Annotated in this window: 20 protein-coding genes; 7 read left to right on the top strand and 13 right to left on the bottom strand. The window is 70.5% G+C overall.

Features of this window, described 5'->3' with window-relative positions; all coding sequences use genetic code 11:
* Nucleotides 1–179 precede the first annotated feature (179 nt).
* Nucleotides 180–1,223, top strand: a complete 1,044-nt coding sequence (locus tag ABT114_RS17895) for a serine hydrolase domain-containing protein (protein ID WP_351143501.1) — start codon at nucleotides 180–182, stop codon at nucleotides 1,221–1,223.
* 190 nt (nucleotides 1,224–1,413) lie between these two features.
* Here ABT114_RS17895 and ABT114_RS17890 read toward each other — a convergent pair whose 3' ends face one another.
* Nucleotides 1,414–3,120: a glycerol-3-phosphate dehydrogenase/oxidase gene (locus tag ABT114_RS17890; RefSeq protein ID WP_351143499.1), complete on the bottom strand. Its 1,707-nt coding sequence runs from the start codon at nucleotides 3,118–3,120 to the stop codon at nucleotides 1,414–1,416.
* A 274-nt stretch (nucleotides 3,121–3,394) separates the two neighbouring features.
* Here ABT114_RS17890 and ABT114_RS17885 point away from each other — a divergent pair, with 274 nt between their 5' ends.
* Nucleotides 3,395–4,603 carry a nucleotide sugar dehydrogenase gene (locus ABT114_RS17885; protein ID WP_351143497.1) on the top strand — a complete coding sequence of 403 codons (1,209 nt, stop codon included), beginning with the start codon at nucleotides 3,395–3,397 and terminating at the stop codon, nucleotides 4,601–4,603.
* A gap of 657 nt (nucleotides 4,604–5,260) precedes the next feature.
* On the opposite strand, the gene ABT114_RS17880 is transcribed toward ABT114_RS17885, so the two are convergent.
* The 4 genes from ABT114_RS17880 to ABT114_RS17865 form a co-directional block, all read right to left on the bottom strand.
* Nucleotides 5,261–6,385 carry a GuaB3 family IMP dehydrogenase-related protein gene (locus ABT114_RS17880; RefSeq protein WP_351143495.1) on the bottom strand — a complete coding sequence of 375 codons (1,125 nt, stop codon included), beginning with the start codon at nucleotides 6,383–6,385 and terminating at the stop codon, nucleotides 5,261–5,263.
* Between the two features lie 126 nt (nucleotides 6,386–6,511).
* Entirely contained in the window at nucleotides 6,512–8,014 is a 1,503-nt protein-coding gene (gene guaB / locus ABT114_RS17875) for an IMP dehydrogenase (RefSeq protein ID WP_351143493.1), read from the bottom strand.
* 163 nt (nucleotides 8,015–8,177) lie between these two features.
* Entirely contained in the window at nucleotides 8,178–8,765 is a 588-nt protein-coding gene (locus ABT114_RS17870; protein WP_351143491.1) for a sigma-70 family RNA polymerase sigma factor, read from the bottom strand.
* A 319-nt stretch (nucleotides 8,766–9,084) separates the two neighbouring features.
* Nucleotides 9,085–9,696, bottom strand: a complete 612-nt coding sequence (locus ABT114_RS17865) for a response regulator transcription factor (protein WP_003948568.1) — start codon at nucleotides 9,694–9,696, stop codon at nucleotides 9,085–9,087.
* Nucleotides 9,697–10,077: 381 nt separating this feature from the next.
* On the opposite strand from ABT114_RS17865, the gene ABT114_RS17860 reads away from it, so the two are divergent.
* Nucleotides 10,078–10,407, top strand: coding sequence for a WhiB family transcriptional regulator (locus ABT114_RS17860; protein WP_351143489.1), 330 nt, complete (start codon nucleotides 10,078–10,080; stop codon nucleotides 10,405–10,407).
* 78 nt (nucleotides 10,408–10,485) lie between these two features.
* Here ABT114_RS17860 and ABT114_RS17855 read toward each other — a convergent pair whose 3' ends face one another.
* Nucleotides 10,486–11,391, bottom strand: coding sequence for a LysR family transcriptional regulator (locus tag ABT114_RS17855; RefSeq protein ID WP_351143487.1), 906 nt, complete (start codon nucleotides 11,389–11,391; stop codon nucleotides 10,486–10,488).
* An 80-nt stretch (nucleotides 11,392–11,471) separates the two neighbouring features.
* Here ABT114_RS17855 and ABT114_RS17850 point away from each other — a divergent pair, with 80 nt between their 5' ends.
* The 3 genes from ABT114_RS17850 to ABT114_RS17840 all read left to right on the top strand — a co-directional run bounded on the left by ABT114_RS17850 (nucleotide 11,472) and on the right by ABT114_RS17840 (nucleotide 13,836).
* Entirely contained in the window at nucleotides 11,472–12,140 is a 669-nt protein-coding gene (locus ABT114_RS17850) for an MOSC domain-containing protein (RefSeq protein ID WP_351143485.1), read from the top strand.
* Between the two features lie 98 nt (nucleotides 12,141–12,238).
* Nucleotides 12,239–13,012, top strand: a complete 774-nt coding sequence (locus ABT114_RS17845) for an SDR family NAD(P)-dependent oxidoreductase (RefSeq protein WP_351143483.1) — start codon at nucleotides 12,239–12,241, stop codon at nucleotides 13,010–13,012.
* 116 nt (nucleotides 13,013–13,128) lie between these two features.
* On the top strand, nucleotides 13,129–13,836 hold the full coding sequence (locus tag ABT114_RS17840; RefSeq protein WP_351143481.1) for an ester cyclase: 708 nt from the start codon (nucleotides 13,129–13,131) through the stop codon (nucleotides 13,834–13,836).
* 99 nt (nucleotides 13,837–13,935) lie between these two features.
* On the opposite strand, the gene groL is transcribed toward ABT114_RS17840, so the two are convergent.
* The 4 genes from groL to ABT114_RS17820 all read right to left on the bottom strand — a co-directional run bounded on the left by groL (nucleotide 13,936) and on the right by ABT114_RS17820 (nucleotide 18,578).
* Nucleotides 13,936–15,561 (bottom strand): chaperonin GroEL, encoded by a 1,626-nt coding sequence (groL, locus tag ABT114_RS17835; protein ID WP_351143479.1) that lies wholly within the window; start codon nucleotides 15,559–15,561, stop codon nucleotides 13,936–13,938.
* 112 nt (nucleotides 15,562–15,673) lie between these two features.
* The gene (gene groES, locus ABT114_RS17830) at nucleotides 15,674–15,982 is read right to left on the bottom strand and encodes a co-chaperone GroES (protein ID WP_003998759.1); all 309 of its coding nucleotides are present in this window, start codon (nucleotides 15,980–15,982) and stop codon (nucleotides 15,674–15,676) included.
* A gap of 797 nt (nucleotides 15,983–16,779) precedes the next feature.
* Nucleotides 16,780–17,634, bottom strand: coding sequence for a polysaccharide deacetylase family protein (locus tag ABT114_RS17825; protein WP_351143476.1), 855 nt, complete (start codon nucleotides 17,632–17,634; stop codon nucleotides 16,780–16,782).
* Entirely contained in the window at nucleotides 17,631–18,578 is a 948-nt protein-coding gene (locus tag ABT114_RS17820; protein ID WP_351143474.1) for a polysaccharide deacetylase family protein, read from the bottom strand. Before ABT114_RS17820 ends, ABT114_RS17825 begins: the two co-directional genes overlap by 4 nt.
* Nucleotides 18,579–18,668: 90 nt before the next feature.
* Here ABT114_RS17820 and ABT114_RS17815 point away from each other — a divergent pair, with 90 nt between their 5' ends.
* On the top strand, nucleotides 18,669–19,856 hold the full coding sequence (locus tag ABT114_RS17815; protein WP_351143472.1) for a THUMP-like domain-containing protein: 1,188 nt from the start codon (nucleotides 18,669–18,671) through the stop codon (nucleotides 19,854–19,856).
* On the opposite strand, the gene ABT114_RS17810 is transcribed toward ABT114_RS17815, so the two are convergent.
* The 3 genes from ABT114_RS17810 to ABT114_RS17800 all read right to left on the bottom strand — a co-directional run bounded on the left by ABT114_RS17810 (nucleotide 19,853) and on the right by ABT114_RS17800 (nucleotide 22,795).
* Nucleotides 19,853–21,151, bottom strand: coding sequence for an RNA polymerase sigma factor (locus tag ABT114_RS17810; protein WP_351143470.1), 1,299 nt, complete (start codon nucleotides 21,149–21,151; stop codon nucleotides 19,853–19,855). The genes ABT114_RS17815 and ABT114_RS17810 overlap by 4 nt on opposite strands.
* A 46-nt stretch (nucleotides 21,152–21,197) precedes the next feature.
* Nucleotides 21,198–21,554: a YciI family protein gene (locus ABT114_RS17805; RefSeq protein WP_351143468.1), complete on the bottom strand. Its 357-nt coding sequence runs from the start codon at nucleotides 21,552–21,554 to the stop codon at nucleotides 21,198–21,200.
* Between the two features lie 170 nt (nucleotides 21,555–21,724).
* Entirely contained in the window at nucleotides 21,725–22,795 is a 1,071-nt protein-coding gene (locus ABT114_RS17800) for an LCP family protein (RefSeq protein WP_351143745.1), read from the bottom strand.
* Between the last annotated feature and the right edge of the window lie 17 nt (nucleotides 22,796–22,812).

Genomic DNA, 22,812 nt, shown 5'->3' with positions numbered 1-22,812 from the left:
CGACGCCCAGGGTGCCCCTCACGGCACCACGGAGTCCGCGCGCCCCCGCCGAGGCCCCACGGATGCCGGTCACTGATCCCGGACGCAGCTCCCGGCCCGGGCTCCCGCCTGCCCGGGGGACCCGGCGAAGCCCGCGTTCCGCGGCCCTGCATGATGGGCCGCGACAAGGGAGGACCGCGATGCCGCCACTACGGACGCTACTGGCCGTGCCCGTGTCCCTGGCCCTCCTCTGGCTGGCTCCGGCCGGCTCGCAGGCGCACTCCGCCCCGCCCACGGACGCGGTCCTTCCGCTGCTGGTCAGCCGGGGCGCAGCACCCGCCGCGGCCCTGCTGGCCCGTGAGGAGACGGACACCCGCTACGCCCAGGCCGGTCCGGGAATCTCCCGTGCCGACCACTTCCGCGCCGGCAGCATCACGAAGACCTTCGTCGCGACGGTCGTCCTGCAACTGGCTGACGAACACCTGCTGTCCCTGTCCGACACCGTGGAGCAGCACCTGCCCGGCCTGGTGCGCGGAGCGGGCAATGACGGGCGGGCGCTGACCCTGCGTTCCCTGCTCACTCACACCAGCGGCCTGTACGACTTCACCCGGGACACCGGGGGCATCGTCCCCGTCACTCCTCTTCAGTCCGTCCGAATCGCACTCACCCACCCTCCGGCCCACCGCGGCCGCCTCGCCTACTCGAACACCAACTACGTCCTGCTCGGTTTGGTCATTGAGCAGGTCACCGGCCACTCGTACGCCACTGAGGCCGAGCGCCGCATCATCGCTCCGCTGGGCCTGACGGGCACCTCCTTTCCCGGATCCCGCACGTCCCTCCCCTCCCCGCACGGCCGCGCCTACGCCGCCGACGGGTCCGACGTCACCGAACTCGACCCGCGGGTGGCCGGGGCCGCGGGTGAGCTGGTGACCACGCTCGCCGACCTGAACCGCTTCTTCGCGGCGCTGCTCGGCGGTGAGTTGCTGCCCTCGCGCCGGCTGCGCGAGATGCTCGACACCCGTGCCGCACACGGCTCGTACGGCATGGGTCTGTTCCCCGTGAAGCTGCCCTGCGGGACCACGGTGTGGGGGCACAACGGGCGCATCTCGGGCAGCTACGTGCGCACCGCAGCCACCGTGGACGGCCGTCGCGTCCTCACCTTCCGGGTGAACACGACCGCGATCGCAGACCCCGACCTCGAACCGGCCCTGCTCGCCGCCGAGTTCTGCCCTCGCACCCCGTAGAACGCGCGGGGTGCGAGCGGATATCCCGCTTCACGACACTCGTTCGGGTGATGTCGTCAGATTCCCGGCCGGGACCCACTACGAGGGCACGACCACAACGGCGCGACCACAACGGCCCGGCCACAGCGCCACAAGTGCAGCGGCACGAGTGCCGCGCCACCAGCGCAGCAGCACGACCACAGCGCCACAACTACAGCGGCACGATGTCCGGCGCCCCCAACCGCGCCGCGTCCGCCGTCTGGTCGTCCGGCTGGAGCTGCGACTCCCGCTCCGCCTCCACCCGCTTCTCGTAATGCTCGACCTCGCGCTCGATCTGGCCCTTGTCCCAGCCGAGCACCGGCGCCATCAGCTCCGCGGCCTCGCGGGCGCTGCGCGTCCCCCGGTCGAAGGTCTCGATGGAGATGCGGGTGCGCCGGGTCAGCACGTCGTCCAGGTGGCGGGCGCCCTCGTGCGAGGCCCCGTAGACGATCTCGGCGCGCAGGTAGTCGTCGGCCGCCTGCAGGGGCTCGCCCAGCGAGGGATCGGCCACGATGAGGTCGAGCACTTCCTGCGCCGCCGAACCGAAACGGTTCAGCAGGTGCTCCACACGCACCACGTGCAGCCCGGTCTGCGCGGCGATCCGCGCCCGCGCGTTCCACAGCGCCCGGTAACCCTCCGCGCCCAGCAGCGGAACGTCCTCGGTGACGCACTCGGCGACCCTCAGGTCGAGCCCGTGCACGGCCTCGTCGACCGCGTCCTTGGCCATCACCCGGTAGGTGGTGTACTTGCCGCCCGCCACGACCACGAGCCCCGGCACGGGATGCGCCACGGTGTGCTCGCGCGACAGCTTGCTGGTGGCGTCCGACTCGCCGGCCAGCAGCGGGCGCAGTCCCGCGTACACACCCTCGACGTCGTCGCGCGTCAGCGGCACCGAGAGCACCGAGTTCACGTGCTCCAGCAGATAGTCGATGTCGGCGCTGGAGGCGGCCGGGTGGGCCTTGTCGAGGTTCCAGTCGGTGTCGGTGGTACCGATGATCCAGTGCCGGCCCCACGGGATGACGAAGAGGACGGACTTCTCCGTGCGCAGGATCAGGCCGGTCGAGGAGTTGACGCGGTCCTTGGGTACGACCAGGTGAATACCCTTGGACGCCCGGACGTGGAACTGTCCGCGCTCCCCCACCATTGCCTGCGTGTCGTCGGTCCACACGCCGGTCGCGTTGACGACCTGCTTGGCGCGGACCTCGTACTCCGCACCCCCTTCGACATCCTTGACCCGGGCGCCGACCACGCGTTCACCCTCGCGCAGGAAGCCGGTCACGCGCGCGCGGTTGGCGACATGGGCGCCGTACGAGGCGGCCGTGCGCACCAGCGTGGCCACGTACCGGGCGTCGTCCATCTGGGCGTCGTAGTACTGGAGCGCGCCGACCAGCGCGTCCTTCTTCAGGCACGGGGCGACACGCAGGGCGTGACTGCGGGTCAGGTGGCGGTGCGTGGGCAGGCCACGGCCGTGGCCGCGGGCCGTCGACATGGCGTCGTAGAGCGCGACGCCCGAACCGGCGTACAGGCGCTCCCAGCCCTGGTGCTGCAACGGATACAGGAACGGCACTGGTTTGACCAGGTGCGGCGCGAGCCGCTCCAGCAGCAGGCCGCGCTCCTTCAGCGCCTCCCGGACCAGCGCGAAGTCGAGCATCTCCAGATAGCGCAGTCCGCCGTGGATCAGCTTGCTGGACCTGCTCGACGTGCCCGACGCCCAGTCGCGCGCCTCGACAAGTCCCGTGGACAGGCCGCGCGTCACGGCGTCGAGCGCGGTGCCCGCGCCGACGACGCCGCCACCGACGACCAGCACGTCCAGCTCGCGCTCGGCCATGGATGCCAGTGACTCGACGCGCTGCGCCGGTCCCAGTGTCGCTGTCCTCACCGTTGCCTCCCGCTCATCGGTCGCGCCGGCCGCACCCGTGGGGCGAGGCCCGGTTCATATCCCCCATGCCCCAATCCTGACCGGGATGCCCGACTTCAGCCACCAGTCACCCCCCAGCCTGTGGACAACATTCGCGGGACTGCCGAACAACACAGCCGGTCAATCCCGCATAACGGTCATATTTACTCCTAGTCTGACATCGCGCTCCGCTCATCCTGTCCACAGGGCTTGCGCACCTGTCCCGCTTCGGCTACTGGGAAGGACGGCCCACGCCATGCCCGCAGATCTCGCCGTCATCGGACTCGGTCCTCTCGGCCTGCCCCTGGCCCAGGCAGCCGTCGCCGCCGGCGTCGCCACGCTCGGTTACCGGACTGGCCCGGAGGCCGGTTCCCTCAGCCCCGCCGAACTGCGCCGGATGCTCTCGGGGGGCTTCCGGACCGCCACCAACCCGGCTGAGCTCGGCCGCGTCCGCACCGCGGTCATCTGCGCGCCGACCCCACGCGGCGCCGACGGCGGGCTCGACCTGAGCCAGGTGGAGACGGCCGCCCGCACCCTCGCCGAACGCCTGCGCCCGCACACCACCGTGATCCTGGAGTCGCCCGTGTACCCCGGGACGACCGAGGAGCTCCTGCGCCCACTGCTCGAGGAGGGCTCGGGGCTACGGGCCGGCCGCGACTTCCACCTCGCCTACTCGCCCGGCCGGGTGGACCCCGGCAACCGCGACTTCACCCCGGCCAACACCCCCAAGGTCATCGGCGGCCTCACACCCGCCTGTACCGAGTCGGCCGCCGCCTTCTACGGCCGGCTCACCGACAAGGTGGTACGCGCGCGTGGACCCCGTGAAGCCGAAACCGTGCAACTCCTGGAGACCAACTACCGCCACGTCAACATCGCCCTCGTCAACGAGATGGCCGTCCTGTGCCACGACCTGGGCGTCGACCTGTGGGACGTCATCCGCTGCGCGGAGACCAAGCCGTTCGGCTTCCAGGCCTTCCGCCCCGGCCCCGGCGTCGGCGGCCACGCCGTCCCCCAGGACCTGACCGCCCACGCGGGCCGCACCCTGCGGATGGTGGAGCTGGCCCAGCAGGTCAACAGCCGGATGCCCCGGTACGTCGTCCAGCGCGCCGGGGCCCTCCTGAACGAGCACGGAAAGTCGGCACGCGGCGCGCGCGTACTGTTGCTCGGCGTCACCTACAAGGCCGACCTCGCCGACCAGCAGGCCACTCCGGCCCAGGAGATCGCGATCCGTCTGATGGAGCTCGGCGCCTCCATCAGCTACCACGACCCGCACATCCCGTCCTGGAGCGTCCTGGACCGCCCGGTACCCCGCGCGGACTCCCTCTACGAGGCCGCCGCCCACGCCGACCTGACGATCCTCCTCCAGCAGCACCGCACGTACGACCTGCAGGGCCTGTCGGTGAAGGCGCAGCTGCTGCTGGACACGCGTGGCGCGACGCCCACGGGAGCGGCGCACCGGTTGTGAACGGGGGCGTGCGGGTGCGGGCCGAGCTCCGGGGTTTGGTGGCGTACGGCATTGCCCGCCGGTAACGTACGAAACAGGTGGAGCCCACCGCAGGGGCTACTGCGGCAGGCTCCTGGATGGATCACGGAGTGTCCGCCCCTAGGTAGCTTGGGGGCGGCCGCTCACCATCCGAAATAGGTGGAGCCCACCGCAGTGGCTAGCTGCGGCAGGCTCCTGATGGTTCACGGGTGTCCGCCCCTAGGTGTCATGGGGGCGGCCGCTCACCATCCGAAAAGCCGCAAGATCCACCTCCTCCGGCACTGCACCGTCCGAAGACGGAGTCGGTCCCAGCGGGTGGGCTTGCGGTGGCGGCCCATGGGCGCCCCCTTCCACGACACCGCCCAGTAGCCCGGTGAACGGTCCGTTGGAACTCGGGCCGGGCCCCGAGGGCCGGGGTCCGGAACCATGTCCTTGGAAGGGGGCGCTCCAGAAACCTGGGGCGCCGATGTGGACGCTAGCGCCTGCGACCCCGCCGACCAGCCCACATCCGCCTCGAAGGCAACCGTGCGCCCCCGCCCCGCACCACACGCCCCCACAGCCCGCCCGGGCATCGACAAGGGCCGGTCACCTCACCGATGTGAGATGACCGGCCCTTGCCGACGTCCTACGGCGTAGGACCTACCGCTTGTGCTGCGAGTCCGCCACCGTCACCTCGACGCGCTGGAACTCCTTCAGCTCGCTGTAGCCGGTGGTGGCCATGGCGCGGCGCAGGGCGCCGAAGAGGTTCATCGAGCCGTCCGGGGTGTGCGACGGGCCGGTGAGGACTTCCTCGAGGGTGCCGACCGTGCCGAGGTCGACCTTCTTGCCGCGCGGCAGCTCCTCGTTGACCGCCTCCATGCCCCAGTGGTGGCCCTTGCCGGGCGCGTCCGTGGCGCGGGCGAGCGGGGAGCCCATCATCACCGAGTCGGCGCCGCAGGCGATCGCCTTGGGCAGGTCGCCGGACCAGCCGACGCCGCCGTCCGCGATCACGTGCACGTACCGGCCGCCGGACTCGTCCATGTAGTCACGGCGGGCGGCCGCCACGTCGGCGACGGCCGTGGCCATCGGGACCTGGATGCCCAGCACGTTGCGCGTGGTGTGCGCGGCGCCGCCGCCGAAGCCGACCAGGACGCCGGCCGCGCCGGTGCGCATCAGGTGCAGGGCCGCCGTGTAGGTGGCGCAGCCGCCGACGATCACCGGGACGTCGAGCTCGTAGATGAACTGCTTCAGGTTCAGCGGCTCGTGCGCGCCGGAGACGTGCTCCGCCGACACCGTCGTACCGCGGATGACGAAGATGTCGACGCCCGCGTCCACGACCGCCTTGGAGAACTGGGCCGTGCGCTGCGGGGAGAGCGCGGCCGCCGTGACCACGCCGGAGTCGCGCACCTCCTTGATGCGCTGCCCGATCAGCTCCTCCTTGATGGGCGCCGCGTAGATCTCCTGGAGGCGCCGGGTCGCCGTCTCGTCGTCCAGCTCGGTGATCTCGTCGAGCAGCGGCTGCGGGTCCTCGTACCGCGTCCACAGGCCCTCGAGGTTCAGCACGCCCAGGCCGCCGAGCTCGCCGATGCGGATCGCGGTGGCCGGGGAGACGACCGAGTCCATGGGAGCGGCCAGGAAGGGCAGCTCGAAGCGGTAGGCGTCGATCTGCCAGGCGATCGAGACCTCCTTCGGGTCCCGCGTACGGCGGCTGGGGACGACGGCGATGTCGTCGAAGGCGTACGCCCGGCGGCCGCGCTTGCCGCGCCCGATCTCGATCTCAGTCACGTCTGTGGCCTTTCCCTCTGCGTTTCAGCGTCTCCAGTATCGCCGACGGGTACGACAAGGGCGGCCCCGGAACCCTCCGGGACCGCCCTCGGCAGTACATCGGCACACCTCACGCGCGCGTGGATGTCACTTACGGCTGTAGTTCGGCGCCTCGACCGTCATCTGGATGTCGTGCGGGTGGCTCTCCTTGAGACCCGCGGACGTGATCCGGACGAAGCGGCCCTTGGACTCCATCTCCTCGATGGTGGCCGCTCCCACGTAGCCCATGGTCTGGCGCAGGCCGCCGACGAGCTGGTGCAGCACGTTGGCCAGCGGGCCGCGGTAGGGCACCTGGCCCTCGATGCCCTCGGGCACGAGCTTGTCGTCGGAGGCGACCTCGGCCTGGAAGTAGCGGTCCTTCGAGTACGACCTGCCCTGGCCACGGGACTGCATGGCGCCGAGCGAACCCATGCCGCGGTACGACTTGAACTGCTTGCCGTTGATGAACTGCAGCTCGCCGGGCGACTCCTCGCAGCCCGCCAGGAGGCTGCCCAGCATCACCGTGTCGGCGCCGGCGGCGAGCGCCTTGCCGATGTCACCGGAGTACTGCAGACCGCCGTCGCCGATCAGCGGGACGCCGGCGGGCCGGGCCGCGAGGGAGGCCTCGTAGATGGCGGTGACCTGCGGGACACCGATGCCGGCGACGACACGCGTCGTGCAGATCGAGCCGGGGCCCACACCCACCTTGATGCCGTCGACACCGGCGTCGATCAGCGCCTGGGCGCCGTCACGCGTGGCGACGTTGCCGCCGATCACGTCGACGTGCACGCTCGACTTGATCTTCGCCATCCAGCTCAGGGCGTTGCTGTTGTGGCCGTGCGAGGTGTCGACGACCAGGAAGTCCACACCGGCCTCGGCGAGGGCCTGGGCGCGCTCCAGCGCCTCGGGGCTCGCGCCCACCGCGGCGCCGACGAGCAGGCGGCCCTCGGCGTCCTTCGCGGCGTGGGGGTACTTCTCGGCCTTGACGAAGTCCTTGACCGTGATGAGGCCCTTGAGGACGCCCTCGTCGTCGACCAGGGGAAGCTTCTCGATCTTGTGGCGGCGCAGGAGCTCGATGGCATCGGCGCCGGAGATGCCGACCTTGCCCGTGACCAGCGGCATCGGCGTCATGACCTCGCGCACCTGACGGGAGCGGTCGCTCTCGAAGGCCATGTCGCGGTTGGTGACGATGCCGAGCAGCTTGCCGTTGCCGTCGGTGACCGGGACGCCGCTGATGCGGAACTTGGCGCAGAGTGCGTCGGCCTCGGCCAGCGTCGCCTCCGGGTTCACCGTGATCGGGTCGGTGACCATCCCGGACTCGGACCGCTTCACCAGGTCGACCTGGTTGACCTGGTCTTCGATGGACAGGTTGCGGTGCAGTACACCCACACCGCCCTGGCGGGCCATCGCGATCGCCATGCGCGATTCGGTGACCTTGTCCATGGCGGCGGACAGCAGCGGGATGTTGACCCGGACGTTGCGGGAGATCCGGGACGAGGTGTCGACCGCGTTGGGGAGCACTTCGGATGCACCCGGCAGCAGCAGCACGTCGTCGTAGGTCAGCCCGAGTGTCGCGAATTTACCGGGCACTCCGTCGACGTTTGCAGTCATGACACCTTCCCCAAATGGCCTTGATCGGTGCGGATGTCCATGCTAACGGGAAGCGAGGCTCCCTCATTCCACGATGCGGTGTGACTCCGCGCTTCGGATGTTCGTACGGAATCGGTGGCGCAGCTGTTCGAAAGAGGCCGCTGCCACGGCCCAGCACGGGCCGCTACTGCTCGGCGAGCGCCCGCAACCGGTTCAGTGCCCGGTGCTGCGCCACCCGGACCGCACCGGGTGACATTCCCAACATCTGTCCAGTTTCCTCCGCCGTCAGCCCCACCGCGATGCGCAGCAGCAGCAGCTCGCGCTGGTTCTCGGGGAGGTTGGCCAGCAGTTGCTTGGCCCACTCGGCGTCGCTGCTGAGCAGTGCCCGCTCCTCGGGGCCCAGCGAGTCGTCGGGGCGCTCCGGCATCTCGTCGGACGGGACGACCGTCGAGCCCGGGTGGCGCATCGCGGCACGCTGAAGGTCGGCCACCTTGTGCGCGGCGATGGCGAAGACGAACGCCTCGAAGGGGCGGCCGGTGTCCCGGTAGCGGGGCAGGGCGAGGAGGACGGCCACGCAGACTTCCTGCGCCAGGTCCTCGACGAAGTGGCGGGCGTCGCCGGGCAGCCGGGACAGCCGGGTGCGGCAGTACCGGATCGCCAGGGGGTGGACATGGGCGAGCAGGTCGTGCGTGGCCTGCTCGTCCCCGTCGACGGCGCGGTGGACCAGTGCACCGATCGCCCCTGGCGCAGTGGCCACGTCGTCCTCGCGCATCGGACCATGGTGCCCTGCGGCCGGTTGATCCGTGGCACCGCGTCCATCGTTGTGCACCGAAGCGTTATGAGCAGGTGCGCTGGAACTCATCCCCTGCGCCCTCCCCTTCCGCTTGACCGACTCGTCCCCGAGGAACTCCACACCTCAAGGATGCGGCATCCGCGGCGAAACGAGCAGCGGGCACCGGGCGAGCCCGGTTGCCACCCCCGCCCACCATGAGGCAGACGGGGATTACCTGGGACTTCCTACGGGTCTTCCTACGGGTTTTCCTACGGGTTTTCCTACCCCCGCGACGGCACGCCCAGCACACCCGGCACGCCTAGCGCACCAGGCCCCAGCGGAACCCGAGCGCCACCGCGTGCGCCCGGTCCGAGGCGCCGAGCTTCTTGAAGAGACGTCGGGCGTGGGTCTTGACGGTGTCCTCGGAGAGGAACAGCTCGCGACCGATCTCGGCGTTGGAACGGCCGTGGCTCATGCCCTCCAGAACCTGGATCTCACGCGCGGTGAGGGTGGGCGCGGCGCCCATCTCGGCCGAGCGGAGACGGCGCGGGGCGAGGCGCCAGGTCGGGTCGGCGAGGGCCTGCGTGACGGTGGCGCGCAGTTCGGCACGCGAGGCGTCCTTGTGCAGATAGCCGCGGGCGCCGGCGGCCACCGCGAGGGCGACTCCGTCCAGGTCCTCGGCGACGGTGAGCATGATGATGCGCGCACCGGGGTCGGCGGACAGCAGCCGTCGTACGGTCTCGACGCCGCCCAGGCCGGGCATGCGTACGTCCATCAGAATCAGGTCCGAGCGGTCGGCACCCCAGCGGCGGAGGACTTCCTCGCCGTTGGCCGCCGTCGTCACGCGCTCGACGCCGGGCACGGTCGCGACCGCGCGGCGGAGCGCCTCTCGGGCAAGCGGGGAGTCGTCGCAGACGAGGACGGATGTCATGGCCGCCCTCCGCAGCTGATGCGCGTCACCTTGTGCCTCCAGGCTGGTACGAAATCGTCACCTGTGCGGTCGACCGTCTCGGACGCCTGCCCGAGCGTTTGTGTTCTCAACCGCCTCCGCACTCTCAACGACGGTCACTCGAAAGAGTTACGGGGCCGTGTGCCATCTTCGGCACTCTACGTGAGGGTCCGGACACGGCGCAGACGCGCGCGGCAGACCCTCAACCTTTCATCACAACCCGTGCCCCATTTAGCCCCATTTCTTCCCTTCTGCTGGTGTCTGAGGCTAGATTCGCAATGAGTCATATTTTCATCTCCTTAGATCGTAGATGTACGGTCGTGAGCACCGTATCCGCTCAGAACGGCTGCAAGGGGTCACGTAATGGCAGATTTCTCCCGCCTTCCCGGACCGAACGCGGACCTGTGGGACTGGCAGCTCCTGGCTGCCTGTCGTGGGGTGGACAGCTCTCTGTTCTTCCATCCGGAGGGTGAGCGCGGGGCGGCCCGGAGTGCTCGTGAGAACTCGGCCAAGGAGGTCTGCATGAGGTGCCCGGTCCGCGCACAGTGCGCGGCGCACGCACTGGCGGTGCGTGAGCCGTACGGGGTGTGGGGCGGGTTGACCGAGGACGAGCGCGAGGAACTCATGGGCCGGGCACGCAACCGGCTGGTGTCGGCGTCCGCCACTGGCGGGAACAGCGGCTCGAACACCTGAAGGAACGTTTCTTCAAGCACCTGCAAGCACAACGCAGAGCACGGGCACACATGCCCCTGACCATTCGGGGAGCGTCCGCTAGCGGACTGCAGCCCGCTCCAGCTGCTCCAGCGTCGCCGCCACCGCCGGCACCTGAGCCAGGTCGGGCAGCGTGAGCGCGACGATCTCCCGCCGCACCGGCGGCTCCACCGTCACTGTGCGTACACCCCTGGGGCGTACGGACTCGACGGCGAGCTGGGGCAGGACGGCGACGCCGAGACCGGCGCCCACCAGGCCGACCACCGCCGGGTAGTCGTCGGTGGCGAAGTCGATGCGCGGGGTGAAGCCGGCGCTCTCGCACACCTCCACCAGCTGGCCACGGCAGCGCGGGCAGCCCGCGATCCACGGTTCCCGGGCGAGTTCGCCGATGGCGACAGACCCTGAAGAGCCAGTGCGCGCGAGCCGGTGGCCTTCCGGCACCAGGCCCACCAGCCGGTCGGTCAGCAGGGGCCGTACGACGAGGTCGTCCCACTCCTCGGCGCCCGCCGCGTCCTCGTAGCGGAAGGCGAGCGCGATGTCGCAGTCGCCGCCCCGGAGCTTCTCGACCGACTCGGGCGGCTCGGCCTCCTCCAGGGAGACGCGGGTGCCGGGGTGCGCGGCGCGCAGGGCGGCGAGGGCGGTGGGCACGAGCGTGGAGCTGCCGCTGGGGAAGGAGACCAGCCGGACCCGGCCCGCCCGCAGACCCGCGATGGCGGCGACCTCCTCCTCGGCCGCGGTGAGTCCGGCGAGAATGCCGGCCGCGTGCCGGACGAGGGCCTCGCCCGCCTGGGTCAGACGCATCTCGCGGCCGCTGCGGATGAGCAGCGGGGTGCCGGCGGATGCCTCCAAGGCCTTCATCTGCTGGCTCACGGCGGGCTGGGTGCAGCCCAGCTCACGCCCCGCCGCCGAGAACGAGCCGGTGGCGGCGACGGCGCGCAGGACGCGGAGATGACGGGCCTCGATCACCCTTCAAGCATAAGTCGGCCTTGGATGCGATGCCCGATATTGCATCGACGCTTTGAGGGGCTGCCTTTTAGCCTGCGGCCATGAAGATTCTCTCTGTGAACCTGGGCCGCCCGCGGGCCGTGCCCTACACGGACCAGCCGGAGGGTCTGACCGGCATCGACAAGCGGCCGGCGGACGAGCCGGTGCGGGTGTCCGCGCCCGGGCCGAAGGGGACCGGCGCAAGCGGGCTGGCCGGGGACGCCGGGTGCGACACCCGCCATCACGGCGGCGACGACCAGGCCGTGTACGCGGTCGCGCGCGAGGACCTCGACGACTGGGAGCGCGAGCTGGGCCGGACGCTCGGCAACGGCGCGTTCGGCGAGAACCTCACGACCTCCGGCCTCGACGTGTCCGGCGCGCGGATCGGCGAGCGTTGGCGCATCGGGCGTGAGCTGGTGCTGGAGGTCACCTGCGGGCGGATTCCGTGCCGCACCTTCCAGGACCATCTGGGTGAACGGGGGTGGGTGAAGCGGTTCACGCGCAAGGGCGCGCCCGGCGCCTACCTCCGGGTGATCGAGCCGGGTGAGGTACGGGCGGGCGACCCGGTCGAGATCGTGCACCGGCCGGCTCACGAGGTGACGGTGGCCCTCCAGTTCAGGGCGGTCACGACGGAGCGGGAGCTGCTGCCGCGGCTGCTCGCGGCGGGCGAGGCGCTGCATCCGGAGTCGCTGGCGGCGGCACGGAAGTACGCGGAGCAGCACAAGGTCTGAACCTTCGTCAGGCAAGCCTGGCGCCAGCCTCTTTTTCACCATCGGGAGGCCCTGTGCAGAGAGCGGACGCGCACCGTCCGGGTAACTACCCTTGCGCCATGACAACGGCTCTGATTACGGGATCGACCGCGGGCATCGGTGCCGCGTTCGCGCGGCGGCTGGCGGCGGACGGGCACAACCTCGTGCTGGTGGCACGCGACACCAAGCGGCTTCGGGAGCAGGCGACCGAACTGCACGACCGGCACGGCATCGAGGCGGAGGTGCTGACGGCGGACCTCTCGACGGACGACGGCATCGACGTGGTGGCCGGCCGGCTCGGCGACCGGAGGGACCCCGTCGACCTGCTGATCAACAACGCGGGCTTCGGCAACAAGGGCCGCTTCCTCGACGTGTCGATGGCCGACGAGCTGAAGATGCTCAAGGTGCACTGCGAGACGGTGCTGCGGCTGACGGCGGCGGCGACCGAGGGGATGCGGGAGCGCGGTCGCGGCGGAGTCGTCAACGTTGCCTCGGTCGCCGCCTTCGTCCCCCGGGGTACGTACGGTGCGTCCAAGGCGTGGGTCGTGCAGTTCACGCAGGGAGCCGCGCGGGATCTGGCGGGCAGCGGCGTACGGCTGATGGCGCTGTGCCCCGGTTTCGTGCGGACCGAGTTCCACGAGCGGGCCGGGATGGGCACGGACAACATCCCGGGCTGGATGTGGCTGGATGCCGACAAGCTGGTCGCGGCGGCGCTGAACGATCTGGCGCGCGGGAAGTCGTTGTCCGTCCCGGACCCGCGCTACAAGGCGCTGATGGGGTTGGTGAAGGTGACACCGCGGGGACTGCTGGGCGGGGTCACCTCGAAGACGGGGCGCAAGTACGGGCCGCAGTGAGCCTCGGTCGAGCCTCGACCGAGGCTCGACCGAGGCCGGTACGAAGGGATGGCGCCGCCGCTCCGGTGGGAGAATGGGCGTGAGGAACCGGACCCAGGGGGGCCGGAGGCGGCGTCATGACGTTCGTACAGCTCATCGAGTGCAGGACGAGTCGATTCGACGAGATGAACCGGCTCATGGACACATGGGTCGAACAGACCAAGGGGAAGCGGACCGCGACGCACGACCTGCTCGGCAGGGACAGGTCCGACGCGTCGCACATCATCGAGATCGTGGAGTTCCCGTCATACGAGGATGCGATGCGGAACTCGAATCTCCCCGAAACCGACAAGATCTTCCAGGAGATGGTCGCCCTCTGCGACGAGATGCCGACGTTCACGGATCTCGAAGTGGTACGGGACGAGCAGTTGTACGCGGACAACGCGCGCCGGTTCTTCCAACAGGTGGCCACCAGCGGTGAACTGCCGCCGCTGAACGACGTGCTGGCGGAGAACTACCACGACCACGATCCCGCCAACGATCAGGACACTCTCGGGCTGGACAACATGCGGCGCGAGATCGAGATGTGGCGGGGCGCGTTCGACTTCGCGTTCACCGTGGAGGACCAGATGTCCCAGGGCGACCGGGTCTGCACGCGCTGGAGCTGGCGAGGCACGCACCGCGGCGACTTCCTGGGGATTCCGGCCACCGGGAGGCAGGTGTCGATGACCGGCGCGACCATCTTCCGGTGCGGTGAGGACGCGAAGATCGTCGAGGGGTGGTGGCAGTACGACAGGCTGGGGCTGATGGCGCAGCTCGGGGTGCTGGACTCGCTGGAGCTCTGACAGAGCGACAGCGATAGCGATAAGCCGCCCGCGAGGGGGAGAAGCCCCCGTTCCGTATTCGGAACGGGGGCTTCTTCCGGTGTTGCGGTGGCGCGTGCCTCAGTGGGAGTGGCCGTGGCCGTGGCCCGCGGCGGCCGGCTCTTCCTCTTCCTTCTTCTCGACGACCAAGGTCTCGGTCGTGAGGAGGAGGGAGGCGATGGAGGCCGCGTTCTCCAGGGCGGAGCGGGTGACCTTCACCGGGTCGATGACGCCGGCCTTGACCAGGTCGCCGTACTCGCCGGTGGCGGCGTTGAAGCCCTGGCCCTTGTCGAGCTCGGCGACCTTGGAGGTGATGACGTAGCCCTCCAGGCCGGCGTTCTCGGCGATCCAGCGCAGCGGCTCGACGACCGCGCGGCGGACCACGGCGACACCGGTGGCCTCGTCGCCGGTCTTGTCGAGGTTGCCCTCGAGGACCTTGGCGGCGTGGACCAGCGCGGAGCCACCACCGGAGACGATGCCCTCCTCGACCGCGGCGCGGGTCGCGGAGATGGCGTCCTCCAGACGGTGCTTCTTCTCCTTCAGCTCCACCTCGGTGGCGGCGCCGACCTTGATCACGCACACGCCGCCGGCCAGCTTCGCGAGGCGCTCCTGGAGCTTCTCGCGGTCCCAGTCGGAGTCCGTGTTCTCGATCTCGGCCTTGATCTGGGCGACGCGGCCCACCACGTCCGCGGAGTCGCCGGCGCCGTCGACGACCGTGGTGTCGTCCTTGGTGACCGTGACGCGGCGGGCGGAGCCGAGCACGTCAAGACCGACCTGGTCGAGCTTGAGGCCGACCTCCTCGGAGATGACCGTGGCACCGGTGAGGATCGCCAGGTCCTGCAGCATCGCCTTGCGGCGGTCGCCGAAGCCGGGGGCCTTGACGGCGACGGCGTTGAAGGTGCCGCGGATCTTGTTGACGACCAGGGTCGACAGGGCCTCGCCCTCGACGTCCTCGGCGATGATCAGCAGCGGCTTCGAGGAGTTGGTCTGGATGACCTTCTCCAGCAGCGGCAGCAGGTCCTGGATGGAGGAGACCTTGCCCTGGTTGATCAGGATGTACGGGTCGTCGAGGACGGCCTCCATGCGCTCCTGGTCCGTCACGAAGTACGGCGACAGGTAGCCCTTGTCGAAGGCCATGCCCTCGGTGAAGTCCAGCTCCAGACCGAAGGTGTTGGACTCCTCGACGGTGATGACACCGTCCTTGCCGACCTTGTCCATCGCCTCGGCGATGAGCTCGCCGACCTGCTGGTCCTGGGCGGACAGCGCGGCGACAGCGGCGATGTCGGACTTCTCGTCGATCGGGCGGGCCGAGGCGAGGAGGTCGTCGGAGATGGCCTTGACCGCGGCGTCGATGCCCTTCTTCAGGGCGGCCGGGGAGGCGCCGGCGGCGACGTTCTTCAGGCCCTCGCGCACCAGCGCCTGGGCGAGCACGGTGGCGGTGGTGGTGCCGTCACCCGCCACGTCGTTGGTCTTGGTCGCCACCTCCTTCACCAGCTGGGCGCCGAGGTTCTCGAACGGGTCGTCGATCTCGACCTCGCGGGCGATGGTGACACCGTCGTTGGTGATGGTCGGGGCGCCGAACTTCTTGTCGATGACGACGTTGCGGCCCTTGGGGCCGATCGTCACCTTGACCGTGTCGGCAAGCTTGTTGACGCCGCGCTCGAGGGCGCGACGGGCGTCCTCGTCGAACTTCAGGATCTTCGCCATGGGAGCGTAGCCCTCTCGGAAAGCTGGAGATGAACGAACTGCGCCCCGGGCGCCCGGTTGATTAATGGTCGCGGGGGCCAGGGGCGCAGCTCAAAAAGGTGAAGCGGGTGAACTACTTCTCGATGATCGCGAGCACGTCGCGAGCCGAGAGGACGAGGTACTCCTCGCCGTTGTACTTCACCTCGGTGCCGCCGTACTTGCTGTACAGCACGATGTCGCCGGTCTTGACGTCGAGCGGCAGACGCTCGCCGTTCTCGAAGCGGCCCGGGCCCACGGCGAGGACGACGCCCTCCTGGGGCTTCTCCTTCGCGGTGTCCGGGATGACCAGGCCAGAAGCCGTGGTCTGCTCGGCGTCGAGCGGCTGGACCACGATGCGGTCCTCGAGCGGCTTGATGGCAACCTTGGAGCTGGTGGTCGTCACGATCCGACCTCCCCCTTCGGAGATCTCACGGGGTTAACTGTCTGAGGTGGCGACCAGGTCGATCCGTCGTCGCGGGTGCCGGACCTGCCCGTCGCGTGTTGGCACTCTCCAGGGGTGAGTGCCAGAGCCGAGACTATGACCGCGATTAGCACTCGGTCAAGCGGAGTGCCAATTGCCTGCGGCGCGGCGCGGAAATTCGGGTGCACCTGGGTTGGGGTGACCGCCACCCCTGGGGCTACGCCCCCAGACCCCGCATCGGCCTGAACGGCCTCGTCCTCAAACGCCGGACGGGCTGGATTGCGTGGTGGGGGAGAGCTTCGGCGGGGTCTTGGGGGCCAGTCCAGTGCCCACTTCCGGGTATGGGGGAGGGGGTCCCGCAGGGGGCGGGGGCGGAGCCCCCGCAGGGGGCGGGGGCGGAGCGCCACAGGGTGTGGGGGACGGAGTCCGCGCCGCGGGTGCGGGGGACGGAGTCCGCGCCGCGGGTGCGGGGGGATGGAGTCCCCGCCAGGGATCCGGGGAAACAGAGGCCCCACCAGGGGTGCAGGGGACGGAGTCCCCGCCAGGGATCCGGGGAGACAGAGGCCCCACCAGGGGTGCAGGGGACGGAGGCCCCGCCAGGGATCCGGGGAGACAGAGGCCCCACCAGGGGTGCAGGGGACGGAGTCCCCGCCGGGGTCTGGGGCGGGGCCACTTTCGACCAACCGAGACGGGTGGGCGGGTGGGCAAGCCCTCGGTCTGGGGCGGAGCCCGAGGCGCACCTCCGCCAGCCGAATCAGGTGGGCGGGTGGCCGCTTGGACTACAGGTAGTCCTCCAGGCGGCCCACCGTCAGGCCCTGTTGCTGGATGCGGCGCAGCAGGCGGGTCGTGCGCTGCCTGAGCGTCGGGGTCGTCGTCTCGTCCGGGCCGACGGCCACGATGTCGCCGGGGAGGAGCCGGTGGGAGCCCTTGGCGTACGTCAGGTCGTCCGCGCCCATCGACACCCGCCACAGCACCACCGCGGAGATACCGCAGTCGGCGGCTGCACGCAGCGTGGTGGCGTCGTACGTGCCGTAGGGCGGCCGGAAGAGACGCGGGCGCAGGCCGAAACGGGCCCGGAGCTTGTCCTGCTGGCCGCAGATCTCCGCGCGCTGAGCGGCGTAGGGCAGACCGCGCAGGGAGGGATGGTCGAGGGTGTGGTTCTGGAGGCTCGCGCCGACCGACCGCAGCCGCGCGAAGTGGCCGTACGCCGGTCCGACGACGCTGTCCGTGAGGAACATGCTGACCGGAAGCCGCAGCTCACGGACCATGTCGACGAACCGCGGGTCGCGTTCGGCGCCGTCGTCGTAGGTGAGGAAGACGACCTTGTCGCGGGTCGGGACGTGGTCGATCACGAGTGGGGGCCCGGGACGGGCGGGGCGGGCGGGCCCGGCAGGATCGGCGGGCACGGCAGGATCCGCAGGATCCGCCAGCGGCCGGGCCGCCGGCTTCGGGGCCGGGGCCAGTGGAGCCGTGAGGCCCCAGTGGCGGTACGCCTGCTGCCCGGCAGGGCCGTGCGGCCGTACCCGCTGGGCCGCCTTCTTGCCCAGCCGCTCGATCGGGTCGACGGACTGGGCGCAGCCGGTCAGCAGTACGGCCGACGCCAGCACTCCCACGGTCAGCGCCCGCAGCCTCACAGGTAGTCCTCCAGGCGGGCCACCGCGTACCCCTCGTCGGTGACCTTCTTCAGGAACCGGCGGATCATGTCGGGCATCGTGCCCGCCCAGTCGTTCGGGCCCCGGAAGTGGGTGAGGACGATGTCTCCGGGGTGCAGGCCCTGGTCCCACTCGCGATACTCCCAGTGGTCGACGAAGACCTCCTCGTCCCAGATCGGGGCGTACTTGATGCCGCAGGACTTCGCGGCGCGCAGGGTGTCCTGGTTGTAGTTGCCGTAGGGCGGGCGGAAGACGGTCGGGCGTTTGCCGTAGTGCCTCTCGATCACGTCCTGCATGCCGCAGATCTCGTACTTCTGCTCCTCGTACGACAGGCCGGGCAGGTAGGGGTGGTTGAGGGTGTGGTTGTTCAGGACCACTCCCCTGCCCTGCATCTTCTTGAAGTAGCCGTAGTCGTCCTTGATCAGGTAGCCGCTGAGGAAAGCGGTGTACGGGATCTTCAGGTCGCTCATCATGCGCAGGAACGCCGGGTCCTTCTCGGAGCCGTCGTCGATGGTGAGGAAGACGACCTTCTGCTTGGTGGGGATCGTGGTGAAGACCGGGGGCAGGTTCAGCTCCTCCTGGCCACTGACCTCGAAGCCGTCGCGCGCGGTGATCTCCGGCTTCTTGGCCGGGGGCCGCGGGGGCGTCAGCGGGACCTTCGCCAGGCCCCAGCGCTTGGCCGCGGCGGCCCGGGCCGCGTACTCGGCGCGCAGCTTGCCGGCGTAGGAGTCGAGGGCGCGGGCCGGGGGTGCGTGAAGGGGATTCGGCTGTCCCGGGGCCGGACGGACCCCCGTCCCGTCTCCACCCTGCGCACAGCCCGAAGCGATGGCGGCGACGGCGACAGCGACGGCGAGCGCGGCAATGCCGCAACGGACCCGGGAGACCCGAAACGCGCCATTTTTGTCATCTTGTACGACTACTCGCATGCTGCCGGATCCTCCCAGCCCACGCCCCCGCCCCCGGCCCGACACCGCCACCGGAGGCGCACCGTCCACCGACTGGCCCACAATGAGCCGGTGAACGACCTGGACGCCCTCCTCACGCCCGAAGGCCGCGACCTCCTCGACGAGGTACGCGACACCGCCCCTGCCGACGAGCTCGCCGTCGCCACCCGGCTGCGCCGCGAGCACCCCGCCGAACTGGTGTCGGCAGCGATCGGCCAGGCGCGGCTACGGCAGCGGGCGGCGGCGAAGTTCGCGACCGAGGACGCGCAGCGGATGTTCTTCACGCCCAACGGGGTGGAGCAGTCCACCCGGGCGACGGTGGCCACGTACCGGGCACGAAGGTTCAAGGAGCTCGGCGTGACCTCGGTCGCCGACCTGTGCTGCGGCATCGGCGGCGACGCGATCGCGCTCGCCCGCGCAGGCATCCGGGTCCTCGCCGTGGACCGCGACCCGCTGACGGCGGCCGTGGCGCGGGCGAACGCCGACGCGCTGGGGCTCGCCGGTCTGATCGAGGTGCGGGAGGCGGATGTCACGGAGGTGGACGCGTCGTCGTACGACGCCGTCTTCGTGGACCCTGCGCGCAGGGGCGGTCGCGGCCGCATCTTCGATCCGGAGGCGTACTCGCCGCCGCTGTCGTGGGCGGTGGACACGGCCCTGAAGTCCCCGCACGCCGCCCTGAAGGTCGCGCCCGGCATTCCGCACGAGGCGGTCCCCGCCGAGGCCGAGGCCGAGTGGATCTCGGACGGCGGGGACGTGAAGGAGGCGGTGCTGTGGTTCGGTACGGCCCCGGGCGCGGTGCGCGCCACCCTGCTGCCCGGCCCGCGCACCCTGCTCTCCCGCGGTCTGCCGAACCCCGAAGTCCGTCCCGTCGGCCGCTACTTGTACGAGCCCGACGGCGCCGTCATCCGCGCCCACCTGGTCGCCGAGGTCGCCGAGGAGGTCGGCGGCGGACTCGTCGACGAGACCATCGCGTACGTCACGGCGGACGAACCGCGCCCGACGGCGTACGCCTCGGCGTACGAGATCACCGACCAACTCCACTTCAGCGTCAAGAAGCTGAAGGCACTGCTGCGGGAGCGGGAGGTCGGGGTGCTGACCGTCAAGAAGCGCGGGTCGGCGGTGGAACCGGAGGAGCTGCGACGGAAGGTCAAGCCGCACGGGCCCAACTCGGCGACGGTGTTCCTCACCCGCGTCGCGGGCGCACCGACGATGCTGATCGGCCACCCGGCGCAGGACGCCAAGAGCGCCCAGAACGCCTAGGACACCTCTGCCGCCCGCCGCAGCAGCAACTCCCGCTCCCGTTCGTTGCGTGCCAGCGCCGCCGCCCGTTCGAACTCCGCCCGCGCCTCCGCCGTACGCCCCAACCGCGCCAGCAGGTCGCCCCGCACGCTCGGCAGCAAGTGGTAGTCCCGCAGGGCGGGTTCGGCGGTGATCGCGTCGACGATCCGCAGGGCCGCGTCCGGCCCCTCCGCCATCGACACGGCCACCGCCCGGTTGAGTTCGACGACCGGAGAGGGGGCGCGGGCCGCGAGGAGGCCGTACAGCGTGGCGATGCTCTGCCAGTCGGTCTCCTCGTAGGTGTACGCGTGTGCGTGGCAGGCGGCGATCGCGGCCTGGAGGACGTACGGGCCGGGGGCGCCGGATGGGGGTCCCCCCTGCTCGAGCGAAGCCGAGAGCTTGGGGGAGGTGGTGTCCGCGCAGGCGAGGGCGTTGATGCCGCGGGCGATGAGCATGCGGTTCCAGCGGCGGCGGTTCTGGTCTCTGAGGAGGATCGGCTCGCCGTCGGGGCCGGTGCGGGCGGCCGTGCGGGAGGCCTGGAACTCCAGCAGCGACACCAGGCCGTGCACCTCCGGCTCCTTGGGCATCAGCGCCGCGAGCTGCCGGGCGAGCCGCAGGGCGTCCTCGCACAGTGCCGGGCGCAGCCAGTCGTCGCCGGCCGTGGCCGCGTACCCCTCGTTGAAGATCAGGTAGATGACGTCGAGGACCGAGGCGAGGCGGGCCTCGCGGTCTTGGCCGTACGGCACCTCGAAGGCCACGTTCTTCGTGGCCAGCGTGCGTTTCGCGCGGACGATGCGCTGGGCGATCGTCGGCTCCGGCGTGAGGAAGGCGCGGGCGATCTCGGCCGTGGTCAGGCCGCCGAGCAGACGCAGGGTGAGGGCGATACGGGCCTCGGCGGACAGCACCAGGTGACAGGCGGTGAAGACGAGGCGGAGCAGGTCGTCGTCGATGTCGTCCGGGTCGGCGGGTTCCTCCGGTGGGACCGTGGTCTCCAGGTCGCGGCCGATCTCCGCGAGCTTGCGGGCGTAGTTCTCCCGGCGGCGGACCAGGTCGACGGCGCGGCGGCGGGCGGTGGTGACGAGCCAGGCGCCCGGGTTGTCGGGCACCCCGTCCCGCGGCCACTGCTCCAGGGCCGCGACCAGCGCGTCCTGCGCCAGCTCCTCCGCGATGCCGACGTCACGGACGACACGGGCGACGGCGGCGATGACGCGGGGGGACTCCAGGCGGAAGACGGTTTCGATGGCGCCGCGCGGGTCGGCGGGGGGCTGCGCGCTCACAACCCCCCATCGAACACCCCTCGCGGCATCAGGCCAAGGAGCCCGCTCAGCCCTCGGCGATCTCCCGCACCTCGCAGGTCACCGTCCAGTGGTCCTCGTGGACCTTCAGGAACCGCTTGGTCCATTCGATGGCCTCGGCCAGGTCCTTGCACTGCATGATGGCGTAGCCGCCGACGACCTCCTTGGCCTCGGTGAACGGCCCGTCGGTGACGGAGATCTTTCCGCCCTCCCAGCGCACCCGGGTGCCCTGCGCGGACGGGGTCAGTCCGGCCGTGTCGAGCATGACGCCGGCCTTGGTGACCTCCTCGATCAGCTCCCCCATCCGCTGCATCAGCTCGGGGCTGGGGCCCTCGGCGGGCGCGGCGGACTCGTCGATCTGCACGAGCGACAGATAGCGGGGCATGGTGACTCCTTACGACGGTGAGCGACCCGTACGGTGACGAGTCTCCCGGGCGGGGCCTCTCCCCGCCTCTCACCTGTGCGTCGAACGGGAGACGGGCGGATCGACACGGTCGCCGGAATTCTTCGAAGAATTTTCTTCAGCCGGGTTCCCCTGGGCCCGAGCCTGGACGGTCAGCGCAGCGACGCCCACAGCTTGCTCGCCGCCGGTTCCTGTGCCACCACCCGGTTGGGGTCCGACGGGGCGGTCACCACCGGCATCATCACCGTCTTGACGTTGTCGGACGTCAGGCCCTTCAGGCTCGCGCCCAGGTTCCTGAGTTCGCCCAGCGAGTCGAGGCCGGTGTCGGTGGTGAGGCTGCCGGTGATCGCGTCGGCCACCTCGTAGAGCTTGGTGGGGTCGGTCAGCAGGTCGGTCGAGGCGATCTGTTCGAGCAGGGCCTTCACCAGCTTCTGCTGGAGGCCTATGCGGCCGAGGTCGCTGCCGTCGCCTATGCCGTGCCGGGTGCGGGCCAGGGCGAGGGCCTGCTTGCCGTTCAGGTGGTGGGTGCCCGCCTTCAGGTGCAGGTGGCTGTGGTCGTCGTCGATGTCCTCGTCCGTGGTGACGGTGACTCCGCCGAGGGCCTTCACGAGCTTCGCGAAGCCCGAGAAGTCGATCTCGATGTAGTGGTCCATCCGGACGTCCGTGATCGACTCGACGGTCTTCACCGCGCAGACCGGACCACCCACCGAGTAGGCGCTGTTGAACATCGCGCCGTACGCCACCGCCGTCGACCCCCCGGACGACAGCGGGCAGGACGGACGCGTGACGAGCGTGTCGCGCGGGATGCTGACCACGGTGGCCGTCGTGCGGCCCGCGTCGATGTGCACGACCATCGCCGTGTCGGAGCGGGCGCCGGAACTGCTGCCGCCGCCGAGCTTCTGGTTCTCCTCGCCACTGCGCGAGTCGGAGCCCAGGACCAGGATGTTCAGGGCCTCGGTCGGCAGTGGGGAGGCGGCGGCCGACGGGGACGCCGATCCGGTGGGTGTCGGTGTGGTCACCGACTTGGCCGGGCGGTCGTCGCCGAGCGCGCTGTTGATGTCAACGCTCTTGATGTTGCTGCTCAGATGCCAGTAGGCCCAGCCCGCCGTCGCGGCGCCCAGCACCAGGGCGCCCGCGAGGGTGAGGCCGGCGGCCTTGAGAATGGTCGACCGCCGGCCTCTGCTTCTGCCTGCGTCCCCGTTCTGGTTCTTGTCGTCTCCGATCACGGAGAGGAACGTAA

It is taken from the genome of Streptomyces sp. NPDC002088, assembly GCF_040296605.1.
Lineage (GTDB): Bacteria > Actinomycetota > Actinomycetes > Streptomycetales > Streptomycetaceae > Streptomyces.
This window is presented reverse-complemented; position numbering and strand designations above follow the sequence as displayed.

What these genes read in the sequence shown, in the direction of transcription:
- ABT114_RS17845 (WP_351143483.1), top strand. Translation starts at nt 12,239, where the DNA reads ATGACAACGGCTCTGATTACGGGATCGACCGCGGGCATCGGTGCCGCG.
- ABT114_RS17895 (WP_351143501.1), top strand. Translation starts at nt 180, where the DNA reads ATGCCGCCACTACGGACGCTACTGGCCGTGCCCGTGTCCCTGGCCCTC.
- ABT114_RS17805 (WP_351143468.1), bottom strand. Translation starts at nt 21,554, where the DNA reads ATGCCCCGCTATCTGTCGCTCGTGCAGATCGACGAGTCCGCCGCGCCC.
- ABT114_RS17840 (WP_351143481.1), top strand. Translation starts at nt 13,129, where the DNA reads ATGACGTTCGTACAGCTCATCGAGTGCAGGACGAGTCGATTCGACGAG.
- ABT114_RS17850 (WP_351143485.1), top strand. Translation starts at nt 11,472, where the DNA reads ATGAAGATTCTCTCTGTGAACCTGGGCCGCCCGCGGGCCGTGCCCTAC.
- ABT114_RS17865 (WP_003948568.1), bottom strand. Translation starts at nt 9,696, where the DNA reads ATGACATCCGTCCTCGTCTGCGACGACTCCCCGCTTGCCCGAGAGGCG.
- ABT114_RS17820 (WP_351143474.1), bottom strand. Translation starts at nt 18,578, where the DNA reads ATGCGAGTAGTCGTACAAGATGACAAAAATGGCGCGTTTCGGGTCTCC.
- ABT114_RS17885 (WP_351143497.1), top strand. Translation starts at nt 3,395, where the DNA reads ATGCCCGCAGATCTCGCCGTCATCGGACTCGGTCCTCTCGGCCTGCCC.
- ABT114_RS17870 (WP_351143491.1), bottom strand. Translation starts at nt 8,765, where the DNA reads ATGCGCGAGGACGACGTGGCCACTGCGCCAGGGGCGATCGGTGCACTG.
- guaB (WP_351143493.1), bottom strand. Translation starts at nt 8,014, where the DNA reads ATGACTGCAAACGTCGACGGAGTGCCCGGTAAATTCGCGACACTCGGG.
- ABT114_RS17860 (WP_351143489.1), top strand. Translation starts at nt 10,078, where the DNA reads ATGGCAGATTTCTCCCGCCTTCCCGGACCGAACGCGGACCTGTGGGAC.
- groL (WP_351143479.1), bottom strand. Translation starts at nt 15,561, where the DNA reads ATGGCGAAGATCCTGAAGTTCGACGAGGACGCCCGTCGCGCCCTCGAG.